General features: G+C 58.7%; 15 protein-coding genes and 1 other annotated feature. Of the genes, 5 read left to right on the top strand and 10 right to left on the bottom strand.

Annotated features, from left to right (window positions below; all coding sequences use genetic code 11):
- Positions 1-216 precede the first annotated feature (216 nt).
- Together HMPREF1024_RS19440 and ybaL are read left to right on the top strand one after the other, a co-directional pair.
- A complete protein-coding gene (locus HMPREF1024_RS19440; protein ID WP_004147385.1) occupies positions 217-1437 on the top strand; it encodes an MFS transporter in 1221 nt (406 codons plus the stop codon).
- A gap of 225 nt (positions 1438-1662) precedes the next feature.
- Positions 1663-3339, top strand: a complete 1677-nt coding sequence (ybaL, locus tag HMPREF1024_RS19445; RefSeq protein WP_002892195.1) for a YbaL family putative K(+) efflux transporter — start codon at positions 1663-1665, stop codon at positions 3337-3339.
- Positions 3340-3374: 35 nt separating this feature from the next.
- Here the strand turns inward: ybaL and HMPREF1024_RS19450 are convergent, their stop codons facing one another.
- The 9 genes from HMPREF1024_RS19450 to HMPREF1024_RS19490 all read right to left on the bottom strand — a co-directional run bounded on the left by HMPREF1024_RS19450 (position 3375) and on the right by HMPREF1024_RS19490 (position 12761).
- Positions 3375-4679, bottom strand: coding sequence for an inosine/guanosine kinase (locus tag HMPREF1024_RS19450; RefSeq protein ID WP_002892192.1), 1305 nt, complete (start codon positions 4677-4679; stop codon positions 3375-3377).
- 63 nt (positions 4680-4742) lie between these two features.
- On the bottom strand, positions 4743-5705 hold the full coding sequence (hemH, locus tag HMPREF1024_RS19455) for a ferrochelatase (RefSeq protein ID WP_002892189.1): 963 nt from the start codon (positions 5703-5705) through the stop codon (positions 4743-4745).
- Positions 5706-5833: 128 nt separating this feature from the next.
- Positions 5834-6478, bottom strand: a complete 645-nt coding sequence (adk, locus tag HMPREF1024_RS19460; protein ID WP_002892184.1) for an adenylate kinase — start codon at positions 6476-6478, stop codon at positions 5834-5836.
- A gap of 222 nt (positions 6479-6700) precedes the next feature.
- Positions 6701-8575, bottom strand: a complete 1875-nt coding sequence (gene htpG / locus HMPREF1024_RS19465) for a molecular chaperone HtpG (protein WP_009307958.1) — start codon at positions 8573-8575, stop codon at positions 6701-6703.
- Between the two features lie 111 nt (positions 8576-8686).
- Positions 8687-9292 (bottom strand): recombination mediator RecR, encoded by a 606-nt coding sequence (recR, locus tag HMPREF1024_RS19470; RefSeq protein ID WP_002892177.1) that lies wholly within the window; start codon positions 9290-9292, stop codon positions 8687-8689.
- Positions 9292-9624: a YbaB/EbfC family nucleoid-associated protein gene (locus tag HMPREF1024_RS19475; protein ID WP_002892173.1), complete on the bottom strand. Its 333-nt coding sequence runs from the start codon at positions 9622-9624 to the stop codon at positions 9292-9294. The genes recR and HMPREF1024_RS19475 overlap by 1 nt, the downstream gene beginning before the upstream one ends.
- Before the next feature lie 57 nt (positions 9625-9681).
- A complete protein-coding gene (dnaX, locus tag HMPREF1024_RS19480; RefSeq protein ID WP_004147381.1) occupies positions 9682-11589 on the bottom strand; it encodes a DNA polymerase III subunit gamma/tau in 1908 nt (635 codons plus the stop codon).
- Positions 10285-10349, bottom strand: a sequence feature (DnaX frameshifting element). Its footprint overlaps the gene before it by 65 nt.
- A gap of 92 nt (positions 11590-11681) precedes the next feature.
- Entirely contained in the window at positions 11682-12233 is a 552-nt protein-coding gene (gene apt / locus HMPREF1024_RS19485; RefSeq protein ID WP_002892145.1) for an adenine phosphoribosyltransferase, read from the bottom strand.
- 150 nt (positions 12234-12383) lie between these two features.
- Positions 12384-12761, bottom strand: coding sequence for a DUF454 family protein (locus HMPREF1024_RS19490; RefSeq protein ID WP_002892144.1), 378 nt, complete (start codon positions 12759-12761; stop codon positions 12384-12386).
- Positions 12762-12830: 69 nt separating this feature from the next.
- Between HMPREF1024_RS19490 and priC the strand changes: the two genes are divergently transcribed.
- The 3 genes from priC to HMPREF1024_RS19505 all read left to right on the top strand — a co-directional run bounded on the left by priC (position 12831) and on the right by HMPREF1024_RS19505 (position 14523).
- Entirely contained in the window at positions 12831-13358 is a 528-nt protein-coding gene (gene priC, locus HMPREF1024_RS19495; protein ID WP_009307957.1) for a primosomal replication protein N'', read from the top strand.
- Positions 13359-13370: 12 nt separating this feature from the next.
- Positions 13371-13544, top strand: a complete 174-nt coding sequence (gene rsmS, locus HMPREF1024_RS19500; protein ID WP_002892136.1) for a pleiotropic regulatory protein RsmS — start codon at positions 13371-13373, stop codon at positions 13542-13544.
- Between the two features lie 67 nt (positions 13545-13611).
- On the top strand, positions 13612-14523 hold the full coding sequence (locus tag HMPREF1024_RS19505) for an Rpn family recombination-promoting nuclease/putative transposase (RefSeq protein WP_009307956.1): 912 nt from the start codon (positions 13612-13614) through the stop codon (positions 14521-14523).
- A 35-nt stretch (positions 14524-14558) separates the two neighbouring features.
- Here the strand turns inward: HMPREF1024_RS19505 and mscK are convergent, their stop codons facing one another.
- Positions 14559-17906, bottom strand: coding sequence for a mechanosensitive channel MscK (gene mscK / locus HMPREF1024_RS19510; protein WP_004177234.1), 3348 nt, complete (start codon positions 17904-17906; stop codon positions 14559-14561).
- Positions 17907-17940: the final 34 nt, after the last annotated feature.

Raw genomic sequence — 17940 nt, 5'->3', positions numbered from 1 at the left:
TTGACAAATATGTTTTCAGAATTGCGACTTCCTTCAAACCTTATCAACAGGTATGTTAGTCGGATAATAATTCTACCTGCATCCTCTATACGCCTTCGCGTTGTATGGCATTGCGTCAGCCCGTTCGTCATATTTCCCATGCAGTAGCCGGGAAAATCAGGGCAGTCGCCATGGCGGACAAAAGACGAAAGCTATATAAAAAAGTGACGTGAACCTATGGCAATCAATCAGACCGCTCAACCCTTGTCCGGCCCCGCTGCGCCGCCGCAAAAAGCACGCACCTCGTTTGGCATCTTAGGCGCGATCAGCCTGTCCCATTTGCTTAACGATATGATCCAGTCGCTTATTCTCGCTATCTACCCGCTGCTGCAGGCGGAGTTCTCCCTTACCTTCGTGCAGATCGGCATGATCACCCTGACCTTCCAGCTCACCTCATCGCTATTCCAGCCGGTGATTGGCTACATCACCGATAAACGCTCGATGCCGTGGTCGCTGCCGGTGGGCATGTGCTTCACCCTCTGCGGTTTGATTCTCCTCGCGCTGGCCGGTAGCTTCGGCATGGTGCTGCTGGCCGCCGCGCTGGTAGGTACCGGCTCCTCGGTTTTCCATCCGGAATCGTCCCGCGTAGCGCGGATGGCCTCCGGCGGCCGTCACGGCCTGGCCCAGTCGCTGTTCCAGGTGGGCGGCAACTTCGGCAGCTCGCTTGGCCCATTGCTGGCGGCGGTGATCATCGCCCCGTACGGCAAAGGCAACGTCGCCTGGTTTGTGCTGGCCGCTCTGTTGGCTATTGTCGTGCTGTCGCAAATCAGCCGCTGGTATGCCGCGCAGCATCGAATGAATAAGGGCAAACCGAAACCGGCCATCGTTAATCCGCTGCCGCGCAAGAAGGTCATTCTGGCGGTAGGCATTCTGCTGATGCTGATTTTCTCGAAATATTTCTATATGGCGAGCATTAGCAGCTATTACACCTTTTATCTGATGCATAAATTCGGCTTAACGGTGCAAAACGCCCAGCTTCATCTGTTTGCCTTCCTGTTCGCAGTGGCTGCCGGGACGGTGATTGGCGGGCCTGTTGGCGATAAAATTGGGCGTAAGTATGTGATTTGGGGTTCTATCCTCGGCGTAGCGCCTTTCACCCTTGTTTTACCCTACGCCAGCCTTGAATGGACGGGGATTTTAACGGTGATCATTGGTTTTATCCTCGCCTCGGCCTTTTCCGCTATTCTGGTCTATGCGCAGGAACTGCTGCCGGGACGCATCGGCATGGTTTCTGGCCTGTTTTTCGGCTTCGCCTTTGGCATGGGCGGCCTTGGCGCCGCGGTGTTAGGCCTGCTGGCGGACCATACCAGCATCGATCTGGTTTATAAAATCTGCGCCTTCCTGCCGCTGCTGGGATTCCTGACGATATTCCTTCCTGATAACCGGCAAAAAGCCTGATTATTCGGCGGCCAAAGTGCAACCCTGGCCGCCGTTAACCCTTGTGTCATCAGCCTGTTCCACGATTTCCCCCCGCCATTTTCCCTTCTGTGCCTTTTCATCGGCTAATTGCATTTTTTTGCACAACTCAAGAATTATTCATAAACAAAGTGAACGTTTTTGTCATAAACTATTACCCGGACAGGGTAGCAAAATGGACCGATACACCACTGGAAAGGAGACGGAATGCACCACGCAACACCGCTTATCACCACCATAGTCGGCGGCCTCGTGCTCGCCTTTATTCTCGGCATGATTGCCAATAAGCTACGTATTTCTCCTCTGGTGGGATATCTCTTAGCGGGCGTGCTGGCCGGACCTTTCACCCCTGGCTTTGTTGCTGACACCAAACTGGCTCCGGAACTGGCGGAACTTGGCGTCATTCTGCTGATGTTCGGCGTCGGGCTGCATTTCTCACTTAAAGACCTGATGGCGGTAAAATCGATCGCCATCCCCGGGGCTATCGCCCAGATAGCCGTGGCGACGCTGCTGGGTATGGCGCTCTCCGCCGCCCTCGGCTGGTCGCTGATGACCGGCATCGTCTTTGGCCTGTGCCTCTCCACCGCCAGTACCGTAGTGCTGCTGCGCGCGCTGGAGGAACGACAACTGATTGACAGCCAGCGCGGGCAAATCGCCATCGGCTGGCTGATTGTGGAAGACCTGGTGATGGTCCTGACGCTGGTCCTGCTGCCGGCGATTGCCGGTATGGCGGAGAAAGGCAACGTCGGCTTCGCGTCCCTGGCCCTCGACCTCGGGATCACCATTGGCAAAGTGGTGGCCTTTATCGCCATTATGATGCTGGTCGGCCGCCGGCTGGTGCCGTGGATCATGTCGCGCAGCGCCGCCACCGGCTCACGCGAGCTGTTCACTCTGTCGGTGCTGGCCCTGGCGCTGGGCATCGCCTTCGGCGCCGTGGAGCTGTTTGATGTCTCTTTTGCCCTCGGCGCCTTCTTTGCCGGCATGGTGCTTAACGAATCCGAGCTCAGCCACCGCGCCGCCCATGACACCCTGCCGCTGCGCGACGCCTTCGCGGTGCTGTTCTTCGTCTCCGTCGGCATGCTGTTTGACCCGATGGTGCTGGTCCAACAGCCGCTGGCGGTGCTGGCGACGCTGGCGATTATTATCTTTGGTAAATCCGCAGCCGCCTTTTTCCTTGTGCGGATGTTTGGTCACTCGCCGCGCACTGCGCTGACCATCGCCGCCAGCCTGGCGCAGATTGGCGAGTTTGCCTTTATTCTCGCCGGCCTGGGAATGGCGCTTAACCTGCTGCCGCAGGCCGGACAAAATCTGGTGCTGGCCGGGGCGATCATCTCAATTATGCTCAACCCGGTGCTGTTTACCCTGCTGGAAAAATATCTCGATAAAACCGAAACCCTCGACGAGCAGACGCTGGAAGAGGTCCTGGAAGACGAGAAGCAGGTGCCGGTCGATATCTGCAACCACGCGCTGTTGGTAGGCTTCGGCCGCGTCGGCAGCCTGCTGGGCGAGAAGCTGATGGCCCAGGGGATCCCGCTGGTGGTGGTTGAAACCTCGCGCACCCGCGTGGATGAGCTACGCGAGCGCGGGATCAGCGCGGTGCTCGGCAATGCCGCCAATGAAGAGATCATGGAGCTGGCGCATCTCGATTGCGCCCGCTGGCTGCTGCTGACAATCCCTAACGGCTACGAGGCCGGAGAGATTGTCGCTTCCGCACGGGAAAAATGTCCGAATATCGAGATTATCGCCCGCGCCCATTATGATGACGAAGTGGACTACATTATCGATCGCGGAGCCAATCAGGTGGTGATGGGCGAACGGGAAATTGCCCGCGCCATGCTGCGGCTTCTGGAAACGCCACCGGCCGGCGAAGTGGTCACCGGCTGATGTACTGCCCTCTCCCCGCCGGGAGAGGGACGCGCTTACCGATCCCAGTACGCCTCTTCCAGGCTGTCCTCACGCTCCGGCAGGCCGCGAGTTAAACGCGGCGAGTGCTGGTTCAGCACCTGATAGCTCACGCGGTTGGCATATTTACACACCTGCGCCAGCGAGGAGTAGGTCAGCCATTTGCATTTGTGCTTGCTGGAGTTGGGGACGTTATTGCGGTGGTAGTTATTGGCGGTGATGTCATGCAGCAGCGCCGCCAGCGCGCCGTCGCCTGCGCCGTTGGTGTTCATGATCTTCTCGGGGCCGCCCATATAGGGAGCGATATGGGAATATATGCGCAGCGGATTAACGCAATCCTGGTGACGCATCGCGCGGCTGAATTCAAACTGGTTAAACTCCGGGATCGCCCCCGGCAGCAGCGGATGCTGGGTTTTCCGCTTCGCCTCTTCTTCGGTGAAGCCCGCCATATACAGGCCCGCCGGGCCGGCGGTGCACAGCACCAGGTCGACCCAGTCCAGCGCCTTATTCGCCGCTGACAGCGGATCGGCAAAGCCGGTCAGCGCTTCCCCTTCCTCTTCGTTCATTGCCAGAATAGAGACATGCTCCTGCAGGAACTCCTGCCACCACGCCGGGTTATCGGCAATCACGTATTTGGTTCCGAGGGTTAACACCACCGGCACATCGTGCTTTTTGGCATACTCAATAGCCTTCATCGTGGCGTCCGGCATCGGCTCGCCCGGCTTGCAGCGGACCAGGTAAGAGGTCAGCACCAGCGCCGAGGCGCCGGCGATCACCGCTTCCGGAATGCTTTCGGGACGCAGCTTGTTCATGTGGCCCGGGCTGATGGCGAAGGTGCGCTCGCCGCTGTCACCGATCAGGGTAAAGCAGCGGCCAATGGCGCCGTCGACGCCCTGCAGATAGTTCAGATCGGTGCGGCTGGAGGTATTGCACAGGTAACGATAGGCGTAGCCGCCGATTTCGATATTGCTGCACATCACGCCAAGCAGCACCGAGCGATCGTCCGCCAGCACCGAGTAGTTGTGCATGGTATTGCCGATGGTGCCGCCGGCAAACTGATGGGTAATGAGATTGTTGCGCACCAGCTCCTGGTACAGCGCCTCGGCGACGTCATCTTCAATCACCAGCGAATGGCCCGCGCTCAGGCCGTAGCGCACGATAAACGCCTCATCCACTTTCGCTTCGATATCCACCAGCGTCTGGTCGATACCGACCACCCAGGAGACGCTGGATTCATTCTCCGGCTGAATTTGCTGCAGCAGCGGATCGCGGGCGTTAACGGGAAAATAGTGTTTAGATTTGCGTTTACCGGGAAATTTCATAGTGGCGCTTAAATAACAGGGAACAAGCGGGAAATAGTAGCATATTCCCCGCCCTGCGCGCGATCAGCGATAAGGCGCCGTCAGATTGACCATCATCTCAATATGCGCTGCGTCCGCATTAAGCGCCGGAATATATTCATATTGCTTGCCGCCTGCTTCGAGGAATATTTCCCGGTTCTGGACGGCGATTTCTTCCAGCGTTTCGAGACAGTCGGCGGCAAACCCCGGGCACAGCACCTGAATATGCTTCGTCCCTTTCTCGCCGAGCATCTTTAGCGTTTCATCGGTGTACGGCGTCAGCCAGGGTTCCCGGCCAAAGCGCGACTGGAAAGTCATCATCACCCGCTCCGGCGGCAGCCCCAGCGCGGAAACCAGTTCCCGCGTCGTATCGCGACAGCGCTGAGGATAATCATCGCCCTGGTTGGCATAGCGCTGCGGGATCCCATGATAGGAGAGCAGCAGCAGATCCGGTTCCCCATGGACAGCGAAGGAAGCGCGCACGCTGGCCGCCAGCGCATGGATATAGTCCGGATGTTCGGCATAGTCGCGAATAAACGAGATACCCGGAATGGCGCGCTTTTTCGCCAGAATCCGCGCCAGTTCGTCCCAGACGGCGGCCACCGTCGAGCAGGAATATTGCGGATACAGCGGCAGCACCACGATGTGCTCCACCCCCTGCGCCAGTAAGTCATCCACCGCGCTGGCCAGTGACGGTGAACCATAGCTCATGCCCAGCGCCACCGGGGTATCCGGCAGCCTGGCAGCCAGCGCCTGCTGCTGGCGACGACTATACACCATCAGCGGCGATCCCTCTTCCATCCACACGGACTGATAGAGCTTCGCCACACGCGGGGAGCGAATCGGCAGTATGACGCCGCGCAGCAGCGGCCACCATAGCAGACGAGACGTATCCACCACCCGTTTGTCGCTGAGGAATTGTCGCAGATAGCGCTTCACCGCCCCGGGGGTGGGCGCATCGGGAGTGCCTAAATTGGCCAGCAAGATACCTGTTTTCGTCTGATGCATTACCGCCTCTTAACCATTTGAATCGCAGCCAATTGTAGCTGAAATGGCGCTAAACGGAACCAATCATAGCAAAAGGTAGAAATGAGAGGAGTTCTCATCCTGCCGCAGCAGGATGAGAAAAGGCTTTATCAGCCGAGGATTTTTTCCAGTTCGGCGCGCACGTCAGCTACCGCTTTGGTGCCGTCGACTTTGGCGTATTTGGTGTTGCCCGCCTGCGCTTCTTTGGTGTAGTAGCCGATCAGCGGCGCTGTCATCTGATGGTATTCTACCAGACGCTTACGCACGGTCTCTTCCTGATCGTCTTTACGGGTGGTCAGCTCTTCGCCGGTCACGTCGTCTTTGCCTTCCACCTTCGGCGGATTGAATTTGATGTGGTATACGCGACCGGATGCCGCGTGGACGCGACGGCCAACGATGCGGTCGACGATCAGTTCGTCCGGCACGTCGAATTCCAGCACGTAATCAACGGTAATGCCCGCCTCTTTCATGGCGTCAGCCTGCGGAATGGTCCGCGGGAAGCCGTCCAGCAGGAAGCCGTTACGGCAATCTTCCTGGGCGATACGCTCTTTCACCAGCGCGATGACCAGCTCATCGGTCACCAGCTTGCCAGCGTCCATAATGTCTTTCGCTTGCTTACCGAGCTCAGAGCCGGATTTTACCGCCGCGCGCAGCATATCGCCGGTGGAGATTTGCGGAATACCGTATTTCTCCATGATGAACTGAGCCTGAGTTCCTTTACCCGCGCCCGGAGCGCCAAGCAGAATAATACGCATTACGAAAATCCCCTCAAAAGTCGATTCAATTTTTCAAAAACGCTAAACCATACCACCAGAACGGCGATGGCTCAAGGAAGGCGGTGCGGCTGAAACGGTTAATGGTGAGATATTTTATGCAATCCAATGTGAAATGCCCCGCCTGAGCACATCGCTCAGACGGGGCATTTATCCCGTTCCCGGCGTCGCGTCGCTCGGCCGGGCTACTCGTTCAGCTTCGTGTCAGGAAGCCAGCAGCTGGTTCATACGACGGATAAACTGGTTCGGATCTTCCAGCGTGCCGCGCTCGGCCAGCAGCGCCTGATCCAGCAGCAGTTCCACCCATTCGCCGAACTGGGCGTCATCCTGGGTATCAGCCGCGCGTTTCACCAGCTGATGCGCCGGGTTCAGTTCGAAGATGTATTTCACTTCCGGCGCCGCCTGGCCCGCTGCCGCGAACAGCTTCGCCATCTGAGTGCTCATCTCATCGGCATCGGTAGTGACAATCGCCGGGGTGTCGGTCAGACGATGGGTCAGACGCACCTCTTTCACCCGGTCGCCAAGCAGGTTTTTCACCCGCTCAACGAACGGCTCCAGCGCTTTTTCGGCTTCTTTGGTGGACTCGTCTACTTCATCCGCCAGCTTGTCCAGCGACTCGTCGGCTTTAGCGACAGACTGGAACGCTTTGCCGTCGAACTCAGTCAGGTAGCTCATCATCCACTCGTCGATGCGATCGGAGAGCAGCAGCACTTCGATCCCTTTCTTACGCAGCAGCTCGAGGTGCGGGCTGCTCTTCGCCGCCGCATAGCTGTCGGCTGTGATGTAGTAGATCTTCTCCTGACCTTCTTTCATGCGTGAGACATACTCTTCCAGCGATACGGTCTGCGCGGAGGAGTCGGTATGGGTGGTTGCGAAACGCAGCAGTTTGGCGATCGCTTCCTGGTTGCTCGGATCTTCCGCCGGGCCCTCTTTCAGCACCAGGCCGAACTGTTTCCAGAAGGTATGGTATTTTTCAGCGTCGTCTTTCGCCAGCTTATCCAGCATCTGCAGCGCGCGTTTGGTCAGCGCAGTGCGCAGGTTGCGGGTCACGCTGCTGTCCTGCAGGATTTCACGGGAGACGTTCAGCGGCAGATCGTTGGAATCGATCAGGCCGCGCACGAAGCGCAGGTAGTTCGGCATAAATTGCTCGGCGTCGTCCATGATGAACACACGCTGGACGTACAGCTTCAGGCCGTGTTTATGATCGCGGTTCCACATATCCCACGGCGCCTGCGACGGGATATACAGCAGGCTGGTGTACTCCTGCTTACCTTCCACGCGGTTGTGGCTCCAGGTCAGCGGGTCGCTGTAGTCGTGAGCGATATGCTTATAAAACTCTTTGTATTCGTCGTCGTTAACTTCGGATTTGCTGCGGGTCCACAGGGCCTGCGCCTTGTTGATTTTTTCCCACGAAACCACGGTTTCGCCGTCTTTCTCTTCCCGTTTTTCAATCTCAACCGGCAGCGCGATATGGTCGGAATACTTGCTGATGATAGAGCGCACGCGCCAGTCGTTGAGGAAATCATCTTCGCCTTCGCGCAGATGCAGGGTGATTTCGGTGCCGCGATCGGCTTTGGTGATATCAGCTACGGTATATTCGCCTTCGCCGGCGGATTCCCAGAACACGCCGTTTTCCGGCTTGTCGCCCGCCGCACGGGTACGCACGGTCACTTTGTCCGCCACGATGAAGGCCGAATAGAAGCCGACGCCGAACTGACCGATCAGCTGGCTATCCTTCGCCTGGTCAGAACCCATCGATTCGAGGAACGCTTTGGTGCCGGATTTGGCGATGGTGCCGAGATGGTCGATAACCTCTTCCCGGTTCATACCGATACCGTTATCGGCGATGGTCAGGGTGCGGTTGTCTTTATCAAACGAAACCCGCACGCGCAGCTCGCCGTCTCCCTCATACAAATCCGGCTGCGACAGCGCGCGGAAACGCAGCTTATCGGCCGCATCAGAGGCGTTGGAAATCAGCTCACGCAGAAAGATTTCTTTGTTGGAATAGAGGGAATGGATCATCAGGTGCAGAAGCTGTTTTACTTCTGACTGAAAACCACGAGTTTCTTGTCCTTTCATCTGATTCAACCTCAACAATGCCATTTTAAATGGGTAAAAAACCGTTGAGTGGGAGATGGGGACAGCGGGGAAATTTTTCAAGCGGAGGCGGCGAAGGCCGCCTCCATTTGTTCAGAAAGTAATCTTGTGGCGACCGGCCAGGGAGTGGGACAGCGTGGTGCCGTCGACCATCTCCAGCTCGCCGCCCACCGGCACGCCGTGGGCGATTCGGCTGGCGTCGACGCCATACTGCGCGCACAGCTCTGCGATGTAGTTGGCCGTCGCCTCGCCCTCAACGGTCGGGTTGGTGGCGAGGATCACCTCGGTGATCGACTCCGCCTCCAGCCGTTGCTCCAGGCGATCGAGCCCGATGTCATCAGGCCCGATGCCGTCGAGCGGCGACAGGTGCCCCATCAGCACGAAGTAGCGGCCGGAATACTGCCCGGTCTGCTCAATGGCATAGATGTCCGCCGGACTCTCTACCACGCAGATCTGGCCGTTTTCCTGGCGACGCGGGTTGCTGCAGATATTGCACACCTCCTGCTCGGTGAAGGTGCGGCAATCGGCGCAGTGGCCGATCTCCGACATCGCACGCGTCAGCGCCTGCGCCAGGCGCATCCCGCCGCTGCGATCGCGCTGCAGCAGGGTAAACGCCATGCGCTGCGCTGACTTCGGGCCGACGCCCGGCAGACAGCGCAGCGCTTCCATAAGCTGAGTTAACAGCGGGCTGGTTTGCATCAGAACGGCATCTTGAAGCCTGGCGGCAGTTGCATACCGGCAGAAACGGAAGCCATCTTCTCTTTCTGGGTCTCTTCGATACGGCGCGCGGCGTCGTTGAACGCGGCAGCCACCAGATCTTCGAGCATCTCTTTGTCGTCTTCCAGCAGGCTTGGGTCGATCTCCACACGGCGGCAGTTGTGCGCGCCGTTAATGGTCACTTTCACCAGACCCGCGCCGGATTCGCCGGTTACTTCCAGCTGAGCGATCTCTTCCTGCATCTTCTGCATTTTCTCTTGCATCTGCTGGGCCTGCTTCATCAGGTTACCCAGGCCGCCTTTTCCACCAAACATAGGCTTCTCTCTCAGTCAGTCATCGTTAAAGGTACTGAATGCCAGTCAGACTGGCATTCAAATGGGGCGAATACTCTCTTCATCCAGATCGGCGTCGAAGAAACGACGCAGGGTCTGAATGTTATTATCCGCGATAATGGCTTCGCGCGCCTGCGCGAGCTTCTCTTCATAAATAGCCTGCCGCCACTCCAGCGGCGTACGCATCGCGGGATTATCGTCTTCCACGATGGTCAATTCAACCGGCGTACCGTACAACACCCCCAGCGCTTCAGCCAGCTTTTGCTGCGCGCTGGCGGAATTGAGGTGGCGCTGGCTGGGACGCAGATGCAGACAGACGCGGCTGCCCTCCTGCTCTTTCCACGCGTTGAGCGCCACCTGCTCGACCAGCTTCGGTACCGCCAGCTGGCTCACTTCCGCCGCCCAGCTGTCGCGCTCGACCGCTTCTTCGGCGAGCTTGGCCGCCAGCTCCGGCGTCTTCTCATGCTCCAGCGCCTTTTTCAGCGCTTTGGGCGTGGCGACTTCGACTTTGCTCTCTTCCACCACCGTCGTCGCCTTCCAGCGATAGGCCTCTTTCTTCGCCGGGGCCTGCTCCAGCGCGGCCGCGGCCGGACGAGCCTGGACGCGCTCGGTAATCGAACTCAGTCGCTCCAGCGCAGCGTTATTCACCGGCCGCGCGCGGGAAGCGGCTGCCGGTTCACTCTTTTTTGGGGTGGTTGCTCCCTGACTGCGCTGCAGGTGGCTGCGGGCCGCCAGCACCTGGCTGGTGGTCGGCGGCAAACTCTGCGGCGACTGTGGCGGCGGCGCGGCGGGGGCAACCGGCTGACGCGGCGCGGGCGCGGCGGCCTGTGCCGGCTGCACCTCCGGCTCCGGCAGCGGCTTACGCGGATGAAACGCCAGGGCACGCAGCAGCGTCATTTCGACGCCCATCCGCCGGTCCGGGGCGTAAGGCAGCTCTTTGCGGCCAATCAGCAGCGTTTGGTAGTAGAGCTGAACGTCGCCGGGCGGTACGGTTCGCGCCAGTTCGCGCATCCGCACTTCGACCGCGGCCATGTCGGCGCCCAGCGCCGAAGGCGACAGCTGAACCATGGCGATGCGGTGCAGCAGGCTCTGCATCTCGACCAGCAGCGCCTCCCACTCGACGCCGCGTGCGGCGGCGTCATTGACGCCCGCCATGACCCGCTCGCCGTCGGCAGCAACCAGCGCTTCAATCAGCGACAGCGCCTGATCGTCATCAAGGGTGCCGAGCATGGTGCTCACCGATGCGGCCGTCAGCTGCCCTTCCCCACTGGCAATCGCCTGATCGGTCAGGCTTAAGGCATCGCGCAGGCTGCCATCGGCCGCCCGCGACAACAGCTGCAGCGCGCGGGGCTCAAAGGCAATCTGCTCTTCGCCAAGAATATGCTCCAGCTGATGGCGGATCTGTTCAACGTCCAGCGCCTTCAGGTGGAACTGCAGGCAGCGGGATAAGATCGTTACCGGCAGCTTCTGCGGATCCGTTGTCGCCAGCAGGAATTTGACGTGCGCCGGCGGCTCCTCCAGCGTTTTTAACAACGCGTTGAAGCTGTGACGCGACAGCATATGGACTTCGTCGATGAGATAGACCTTAAAGCGGCCGCGGGCCGGCGCGTACTGGACGTTGTCCAGCAGATCGCGGGTATCTTCGACTTTGGTTCGCGAGGCGGCGTCAATCTCAATCAGATCGACAAAGCGCCCCTGTTCAATTTCCCGGCAGTTATCGCACACGCCGCAGGGGGTGGCGGTGATGCCGGTTTCACAGTTTAACCCTTTCGCCAGCAGACGGGCGATGGAGGTCTTCCCGACCCCGCGGGTACCGGAAAAAAGATAAGCGTGATGAATGCGCCCTAACGACAAGCCGTTCGCCAGTGCGGTCAGCACATGTTCCTGGCCGACGACGTCAGCAAAGGTTTGTGGGCGCCATTTACGGGCTAAGACCTGATAACTCATGGGCTGGCTCTGAAACGCTGGAAGGTGAAATCACGAAGGGGTCATGCTATCACAGCCCCGCCCGATCGGCGAGGCTATGTGGAGGGATTTGCTTAGTGGCCCGGGAACGGCACCAGACTGTAGCAGTGGATCCCCAGCTTCTCCAGGCGCTGTTCGCCGCCCAGATCGAAGAGATTGATAATGAAAGCGGCATCGTGCACTTCGCCGCCGAGGCGGCGGATCAGTTTGACCGTGGCGTCGATAGTGCCGCCGGTCGCCAGCAGATCGTCAACCACCAGCACTTTATCGCCCGGTTTAATGGCGTCAACGTGGATCTCCAGCTGATCGGTGCCATACTCCAGCTCATAGGTCTCGGCGATGGTTTCACGCGGCAACTTACGCGGCTTGCGTACCGGAACAAAGCCCACGCCCAGCGCCAGCGCAACCGGTGCGCCGAACAGGAAGCCACGCGCCTCAGTCCCTACCACTTTGGTAATACCCGCGTCTTTGTAGCGCTCGGTCAGCAGTTCAATGCTAAGCGCGTAGGCCTTCGGGTCTTCCAGTAAGCTGGTGACATCGCGGAAAAGAATGCCAGGTTTTGGATAATCCTCGATACTCTGGATGCTGTTCTTCAGATATTCAAGCTGCTGTGCAGTTGCGGTCATAAGTGTATGCCTGATTGAAACGGTATTACCCACGGGCGTGCAAAAGGGGCCAAAGAAACATTTGTTTAACCTTTGACCAGGCTTGCCCGCGCTCGAAAACGCCAGAATTTACTGGCTGTCGGCAACAATTGCAACAGGCATTATTGCGCATCAGTGCTTTTGTTGCTTTGCGTCAACCACCGGAATGCGCCACATAAAGATCAGCAGACAGGCCAGAATGACCAACAGCATGATGCGCACCCACGTAAGCTTAACCAGCCATAGCGAAATAGCAAAAGTCACCACGATCATCGCAATGGCGCGCGGTTTAGCGCCGCGAGGCATGGCGCGGTACTGTTGCCAGTGGCGAAGATAGCCGCCAAACCAGGAGCGATACAGCAGCCACTGGTGAAAGCGCGGCGATGAGCGGGCAAAGCACCAGGCGGCGAGCAGAATAAACGGCGTCGTCGGCAGCAACGGTAAGAAGACGCCCAGCGTACCCAGCGCTACCGCCAGCCAGCCGATAATGGTTAAAATAACAGGTGGCATAATGCGAATCGTTATCAAACAGATGAGGCTACTGTAGCACAATTGGCTGACGGAAAATGGAGGGGGTTGGTGAAAACTGCTCAACTTTTACAAACGCTGAACGACCAGCTCAGCGAGCTGGCCGCGCTGGTGGCGCCGCTGGCGGAGCACGCGACCCTCAGCCCGCGCTTTGACCGCCAGCTCTTCCACACCCGCAGCACGCTGATGCAGGCCTATCTGGCGGAAGCCCAACACAACTTTAACCAGCTCCGCCAGGCCATCGAGCGCCAGCAGCTGCCGCAGGTGGTCTGGATTGCCGAGCGTCTGGCGGCGCAAATCGCCGCGCTGCGCCGTGAAACCGCCACCTGGTCCTTGCGCAGTTGGGACCACGCGTCGCCAACGTTGAGCCGCTGGCAGCGCCGTCGCCTGCAGCATCAGGAGTATGAGCGCCGCCTGCTGGCGATGCGCGACCAACGCCAGCGTCAGCTGGCGCAGGCGACCAGCCTTGACGAGCAGCAGCGGCTGGGGAAAGAAGTTGAAGCCTACAGCGGCCGGTTGGCGCGCTGCCGACAGGCGCTGGACAAGATTGAAAACGTACTGGCGCGGCTGACGCGCTAACAGGAGAGCCCGATGTCGCTGGAAAATGCATCCGATGAGGTCAAACTGGCCGTCGATTTAATCATGTTGCTGGAATCGCATCAGATCCCGGCGCAAACCGTGCTGAGCGCGCTGGAAATTGTCCGGCGGGATTATGCAAACAAGTTAAAAAACGCGGAAAGCGGGTCGCAAAACCCAGAGAAGTAGGATGTTGTCTCCGGCAGTGTGCTGGCAGTCTGGTCCTCTGCGCATGACGCCACTGGAGACAATATTGATGGAAAAAGTCAGTCAAACCCCACACGACGCGGTGTTTCGCCAGATGCTCATGCATCAGGCGGTCGCGAAGGATTTTTTGCAGTTGTACCTCCCCGCGCCGTTTCTGGCGATCTGCGAACTGGATTCGCTGCAGCTGGTCTCCGGTAGCTTTGTTGAAGAGGACCTGCGCGCCAGCTATTCCGATATCCTTTACTCACTGCGCACGCGTCATGGACCGGGCTATGTGTACGCGCTGATTGAGCACCAGAGTACCCCGGACAAGCTGATGGCGTTTCGCCTGCTGCGCTATACGCTGGCCGCCATGCAGCGTCATCTGGACGCCGGCCACGACACTCTGCCGCTGGTGGTGCCGATTCTGTTTTATCACGGCAAAGTGAGCCCCTGGCCCTGGGCCCGCAACTGGCAACAGCTATTCGCCGATCCGGCGCTGGCGAAGGCGCTCTATAGCAATGATTTTCCGCTGGTGGACCTCACCGTAATGCCAGATAATCAGATCGCCCGTCATCGGCGGATGGCCATGCTGGAGCTGCTGCAAAAGCATATCCGCCATCGCGATCTGGCCGAGCTGCAGGTGCCGCTGATTGCGCTGATGACGCAAGGCTATCTGACAGAAGCGCAGCTGAATACGCTGCTGCGCTATATGTTGCAGGCGGGAACTACGGAACATCCGGGGGCGCTGATCCGCACGCTGGCGGCGCAGTCGCCCAGGCATAAGGAGCTGATGATGACCATTGCCGAATGGCTGGAAGAGAAAGGCCGTAAACAGGGACAGCAAGAGGGTGAGCAGGAAGGTCGAGAAGCCGCCACTCGCAGCATCGCCGCCAGAATGCTGGCGCGCGGCCTCGAACGTCAAACCGTGCAGGAGCTCACCGGGCTGAGCGATGAAGAACTCGCCGCGCTGGCGCCCTGATACAGCAGGGGCGGCTTTGCGCCGCCCCTCTTCGATCAGGACGCGGTGGTGGGCGCCAGATCGTCGCCTTTCCCGTCCCGTTTCACTTCGGTGACTTCATCGCCTTTTTCATTGCGCAGATGAACTTCCAGCTGGTTAAAGGCAATGTTGATGTCATTCTCCCGGCACAGGCGGTCGATGGCGCGGTTGAGCTCATCCACCGTGTAGCTGCGATCGCGCAGTTCTCGAACATACAGACGCAGTTCATGATCCAGGGTACTGGCCCCGAAGGTGGTGAAGAAAACCGCTGGCGCCGGCTCCTGCATCACTTTCGGATGATCGTGCGCGGCCTTCAGCAGCACCTCTTTCACCTTATCCAGGTCTGAGCCATAGGCGACGCCGAGGCGGATCACCACCCGGGTCACGGTGTCCGAGAGCGACCAGTTGATCAAGCGCTCGGTAACGAACGCCTTGTTCGGGATAATCACCTCTTTGCGATCGAAGTCGGTGATGGTGGTGGCGCGAATACGGATTTTGCTTACCGTCCCCGAGAAGGTTCCGATAGTGACCGTATCCCCAATGCGCACCGGACGTTCGAACAGAATGATTAGGCCGGAGACAAAGTTACCGAAGATCTCCTGCAGACCAAAACCTAAACCAACCGACAGCGCGGCCGCCAGCCATTGCAGTTTATCCCAGGAGACACCCAGCGCCCCGAATACCGTCATCGCCCCGATAGCGATAATCGCATAGTTGAGAATGGTGGTGATGGCGTAGGAGGTCCCCTGACGCATGTTGAGCCGCGACAGCACCAGCACCTCCAGCAAACCCGGCAGGTTGCGGATCAGCGCCCAGGCGACCATTGACGCCACAATGGCGAACAACAAACTGCCCATCGTCACGCTGCGCACCACGCTGGCCCCCGCCTCGGTGCCGTTGTAGTGCCAGAGGGTAATGCTGTCGAGGTAGGCGAAAACGGTGATCAAATCAGACCAAATCGCCCAGAACATCACTGCGAACAGCGCGACCATCACCAACATGGTGATGCGCAGCGTCTGCTGGTTGACCTGCTCGAGAGCGATAGTTGGCTCTTCCTGCGGCTCGGCGCCTTCCGCCCCTTCCTTCACCAGATGTTGACGGCGCGCCAGCGCGCGGCGCCAGGCGATACGCCGCGCCGCCACGCTCAGGCCGCGCAGCACGGTCTGGTACAGCAGGTTCCAGATCATCACCAGATACACGGTCTCGATCCAGCGTCCCGCCAGACGCAGCGTCGTGTAGAAGTAGCCGGTTGCCGTCAGCACCATCAGGGCCACCGGAACGATAGACAACACCGTGATCGTCAGCAGGCGCAGGCTGTGCGACTCTTTATCGCGCCAACTTTCCCGGCACATCGGCCAAACCAGCACCGCGATCAGCAGTAAGTTGAAGAAAATCACCAACTGCCCCAGCACGTCGTCCATCAGGTTCAGCGGCGACAGTTCGGAAATCACCGACCAGAAATTCAGCGGCAGCAGCGCCAGGCTGACGCGAACAATCTGCCGCCGCCAGTGGCTGGTCAACTGCGCCGGCATATTAAAGTGGTTGACCGCGACGCCGTTCTTTTCCAGCACTTTCCAGCACAGGCCAAACACCAGCCAGAACATAGCCAGCTTTTTACTGTACGCCCACAGCAGTCCGCTAATATTTAACTGCATGGTGAGTAAGATCAGACCGATAGCCAGAATCAACAGCACCACCGGTAAGGCGCGGATCAGATCGATCAGGATCGCCTTCGGCGTATGCAGCTGGGTATCGTTGCGCAGCTGTCCCACCTGGGAAGCAAGCTTTGCCTGATAATCCTTGAGCCACTGCAGACGCCAGCGGATGAGGCCGGCAATCAACAGCAGCGGTAAACCGGCCAGGAAAGCGACAAACACCGCAGGCCACGCTTTTTCCCAGTTCACGGTGATTTTCATCGCCTTAAACTGACCTTTCAGCGCCTCCGGGAAGGCCTTAATCCACTCCCAGTCCATCGGTTTATTGCTGTTCACCCAGAAAATTTGCTGGGTCAGAATTTCCTTCAGACTGCTCGAGACGCTCATCAGCTGCTGCTGGTTGATCTGCAGGTTGATGGCCATCATCAGCTGGTTGCCCAACTGTTTGTTGAACTGATCAAGCAGTTCGCGACGCATGTCGATCACTTCCAGTAGCGCGGCGTGGACTTCATCGTTCACTTCGCTGCTGTGCCCCTCCTCCAGTTTGGCGACAAAGGCATCGCTCTGGAACAGCGCGTCGCGCTGCTGGTTCACCTCAAACTGTTCAAGCCGCAGGTCGGCGATGCGGTTGGTCATATCCTGCAGCTCATCCGCCGACGGTAGTGTCTGTTGCTGTTGGTAAAGAATACGCGACAGCAGCAGGCTCCCCCGTAGAACTGAAATTTGCTCTTTAATATCCCGTTCAGACTGCAGCGCGCGGTCGAGCCAGTTTTTGACCTGGATATTGCGCTGCACCAGCTGGTTACCGTTCTCTGTTGCCTGGATCAGCTTCTCGCTGAGCTGATGGTTAATATCCAGCTCCTGCTTGACCAGCGGGTTGGCCTGAATACGCGCCGTTTCGTCGGGGGTAACCGCCTCCTGGGCGGTTTTCTCGGTCAGGGTCAGCCGTTTGCTGTTCACGGCCTCCTGCAGCAGCTGTAGCTGATGCTCCAGCCGGTTGCTCCAGGCGGTGACGTAGTCACGCTGCTTCTGTAGGGTATCCTGCAGGATAGTGTTGCCTTCGAGGCTCTTGCGCTGTTGCTCGATCTGCGCGTTGAGCAATGCCTGTTGAGCCTGCAACAGCACCTGCTGGGTCGGGCGTAGGGTCTCGTCGCCCACCGAGGTGCCATTCAGACGATTGCGGATCTGCTGCAGCTGCTGGGAGGCGTTGAACATCGCATTTTGCACACGTTCCGGCTGCGTTTGCAGGGAAACCAGCTGGCTGTTATAGGTCGCCAGATCGTTTTGCGCATTCTGCAGATCGTCCAGCGTCTGGGTGACGCGCGACTCCAGCTGACGCAGGGAGAGCGTACTTAGCGTTTTGCGCGTCGCGTCGTCGTTCGGGACATCGCTCAGGTTATTGAGGCTCTCCACCGCCTGGCGCAGCTTCGCCGGCGCCTGCTCGACCTGCTGTCGCAGCTGTGCCGTCTCGCTTTTGATACGCTCGATTTTATCCAGCGTTTCCAGCGTCTGAGTCAGATCCTGCTGGACCAGTTTGTCCTGCGGAGTCAGTTCTTTTTGCTTGTTTAACGTATTGAGCTGGCTCTGCACCTCTGCCCGATCGGGGAGATCCGCGGCGCGGCCCTGGACTGGGCTGAAAAGGCCAATAAAACAGAGCAGCGTGATAATAAAGATGAACGTGGCGCGTTGCCTGGAGATCGTGTGCAGCATAGTTAATATGAATGAATGCAAATGCCGGAGAATA

The sequence above is a fragment of the Klebsiella sp. 4_1_44FAA genome (genome assembly GCF_000238715.1).
Taxonomy (GTDB): Bacteria; Pseudomonadota; Gammaproteobacteria; order Enterobacterales; family Enterobacteriaceae; genus Klebsiella; species Klebsiella pneumoniae.
Note: the sequence above shows the minus strand (reverse complement) of the source record. Positions and strands in the feature narration are given on the sequence as shown.

Excerpts from the sequence above, each read along its gene's own strand:
- HMPREF1024_RS19440 (WP_004147385.1), top strand. The coding sequence starts at position 217 with ATGGCAATCAATCAGACCGCTCAACCCTTGTCCGGCCCCGCTGCGCCG.
- recR (WP_002892177.1), bottom strand. The coding sequence starts at position 9,292 with ATGCAAACCAGCCCGCTGTTAACTCAGCTTATGGAAGCGCTGCGCTGT.
- HMPREF1024_RS19490 (WP_002892144.1), bottom strand. The coding sequence starts at position 12,761 with ATGCCACCTGTTATTTTAACCATTATCGGCTGGCTGGCGGTAGCGCTG.
- hemH (WP_002892189.1), bottom strand. The coding sequence starts at position 5,705 with ATGCATCAGACGAAAACAGGTATCTTGCTGGCCAATTTAGGCACTCCC.
- ybaL (WP_002892195.1), top strand. The coding sequence starts at position 1,663 with ATGCACCACGCAACACCGCTTATCACCACCATAGTCGGCGGCCTCGTG.
- mscK (WP_004177234.1), bottom strand. The coding sequence starts at position 17,906 with ATGCTGCACACGATCTCCAGGCAACGCGCCACGTTCATCTTTATTATC.
- rsmS (WP_002892136.1), top strand. The coding sequence starts at position 13,371 with ATGTCGCTGGAAAATGCATCCGATGAGGTCAAACTGGCCGTCGATTTA.
- HMPREF1024_RS19475 (WP_002892173.1), bottom strand. The coding sequence starts at position 9,624 with ATGTTTGGTGGAAAAGGCGGCCTGGGTAACCTGATGAAGCAGGCCCAG.
- HMPREF1024_RS19505 (WP_009307956.1), top strand. The coding sequence starts at position 13,612 with ATGGAAAAAGTCAGTCAAACCCCACACGACGCGGTGTTTCGCCAGATG.
- adk (WP_002892184.1), bottom strand. The coding sequence starts at position 6,478 with ATGCGTATTATTCTGCTTGGCGCTCCGGGCGCGGGTAAAGGAACTCAG.
- htpG (WP_009307958.1), bottom strand. The coding sequence starts at position 8,575 with ATGAAAGGACAAGAAACTCGTGGTTTTCAGTCAGAAGTAAAACAGCTT.
- apt (WP_002892145.1), bottom strand. The coding sequence starts at position 12,233 with ATGACCGCAACTGCACAGCAGCTTGAATATCTGAAGAACAGCATCCAG.
- dnaX (WP_004147381.1), bottom strand. The coding sequence starts at position 11,589 with ATGAGTTATCAGGTCTTAGCCCGTAAATGGCGCCCACAAACCTTTGCT.
- HMPREF1024_RS19450 (WP_002892192.1), bottom strand. The coding sequence starts at position 4,679 with ATGAAATTTCCCGGTAAACGCAAATCTAAACACTATTTTCCCGTTAAC.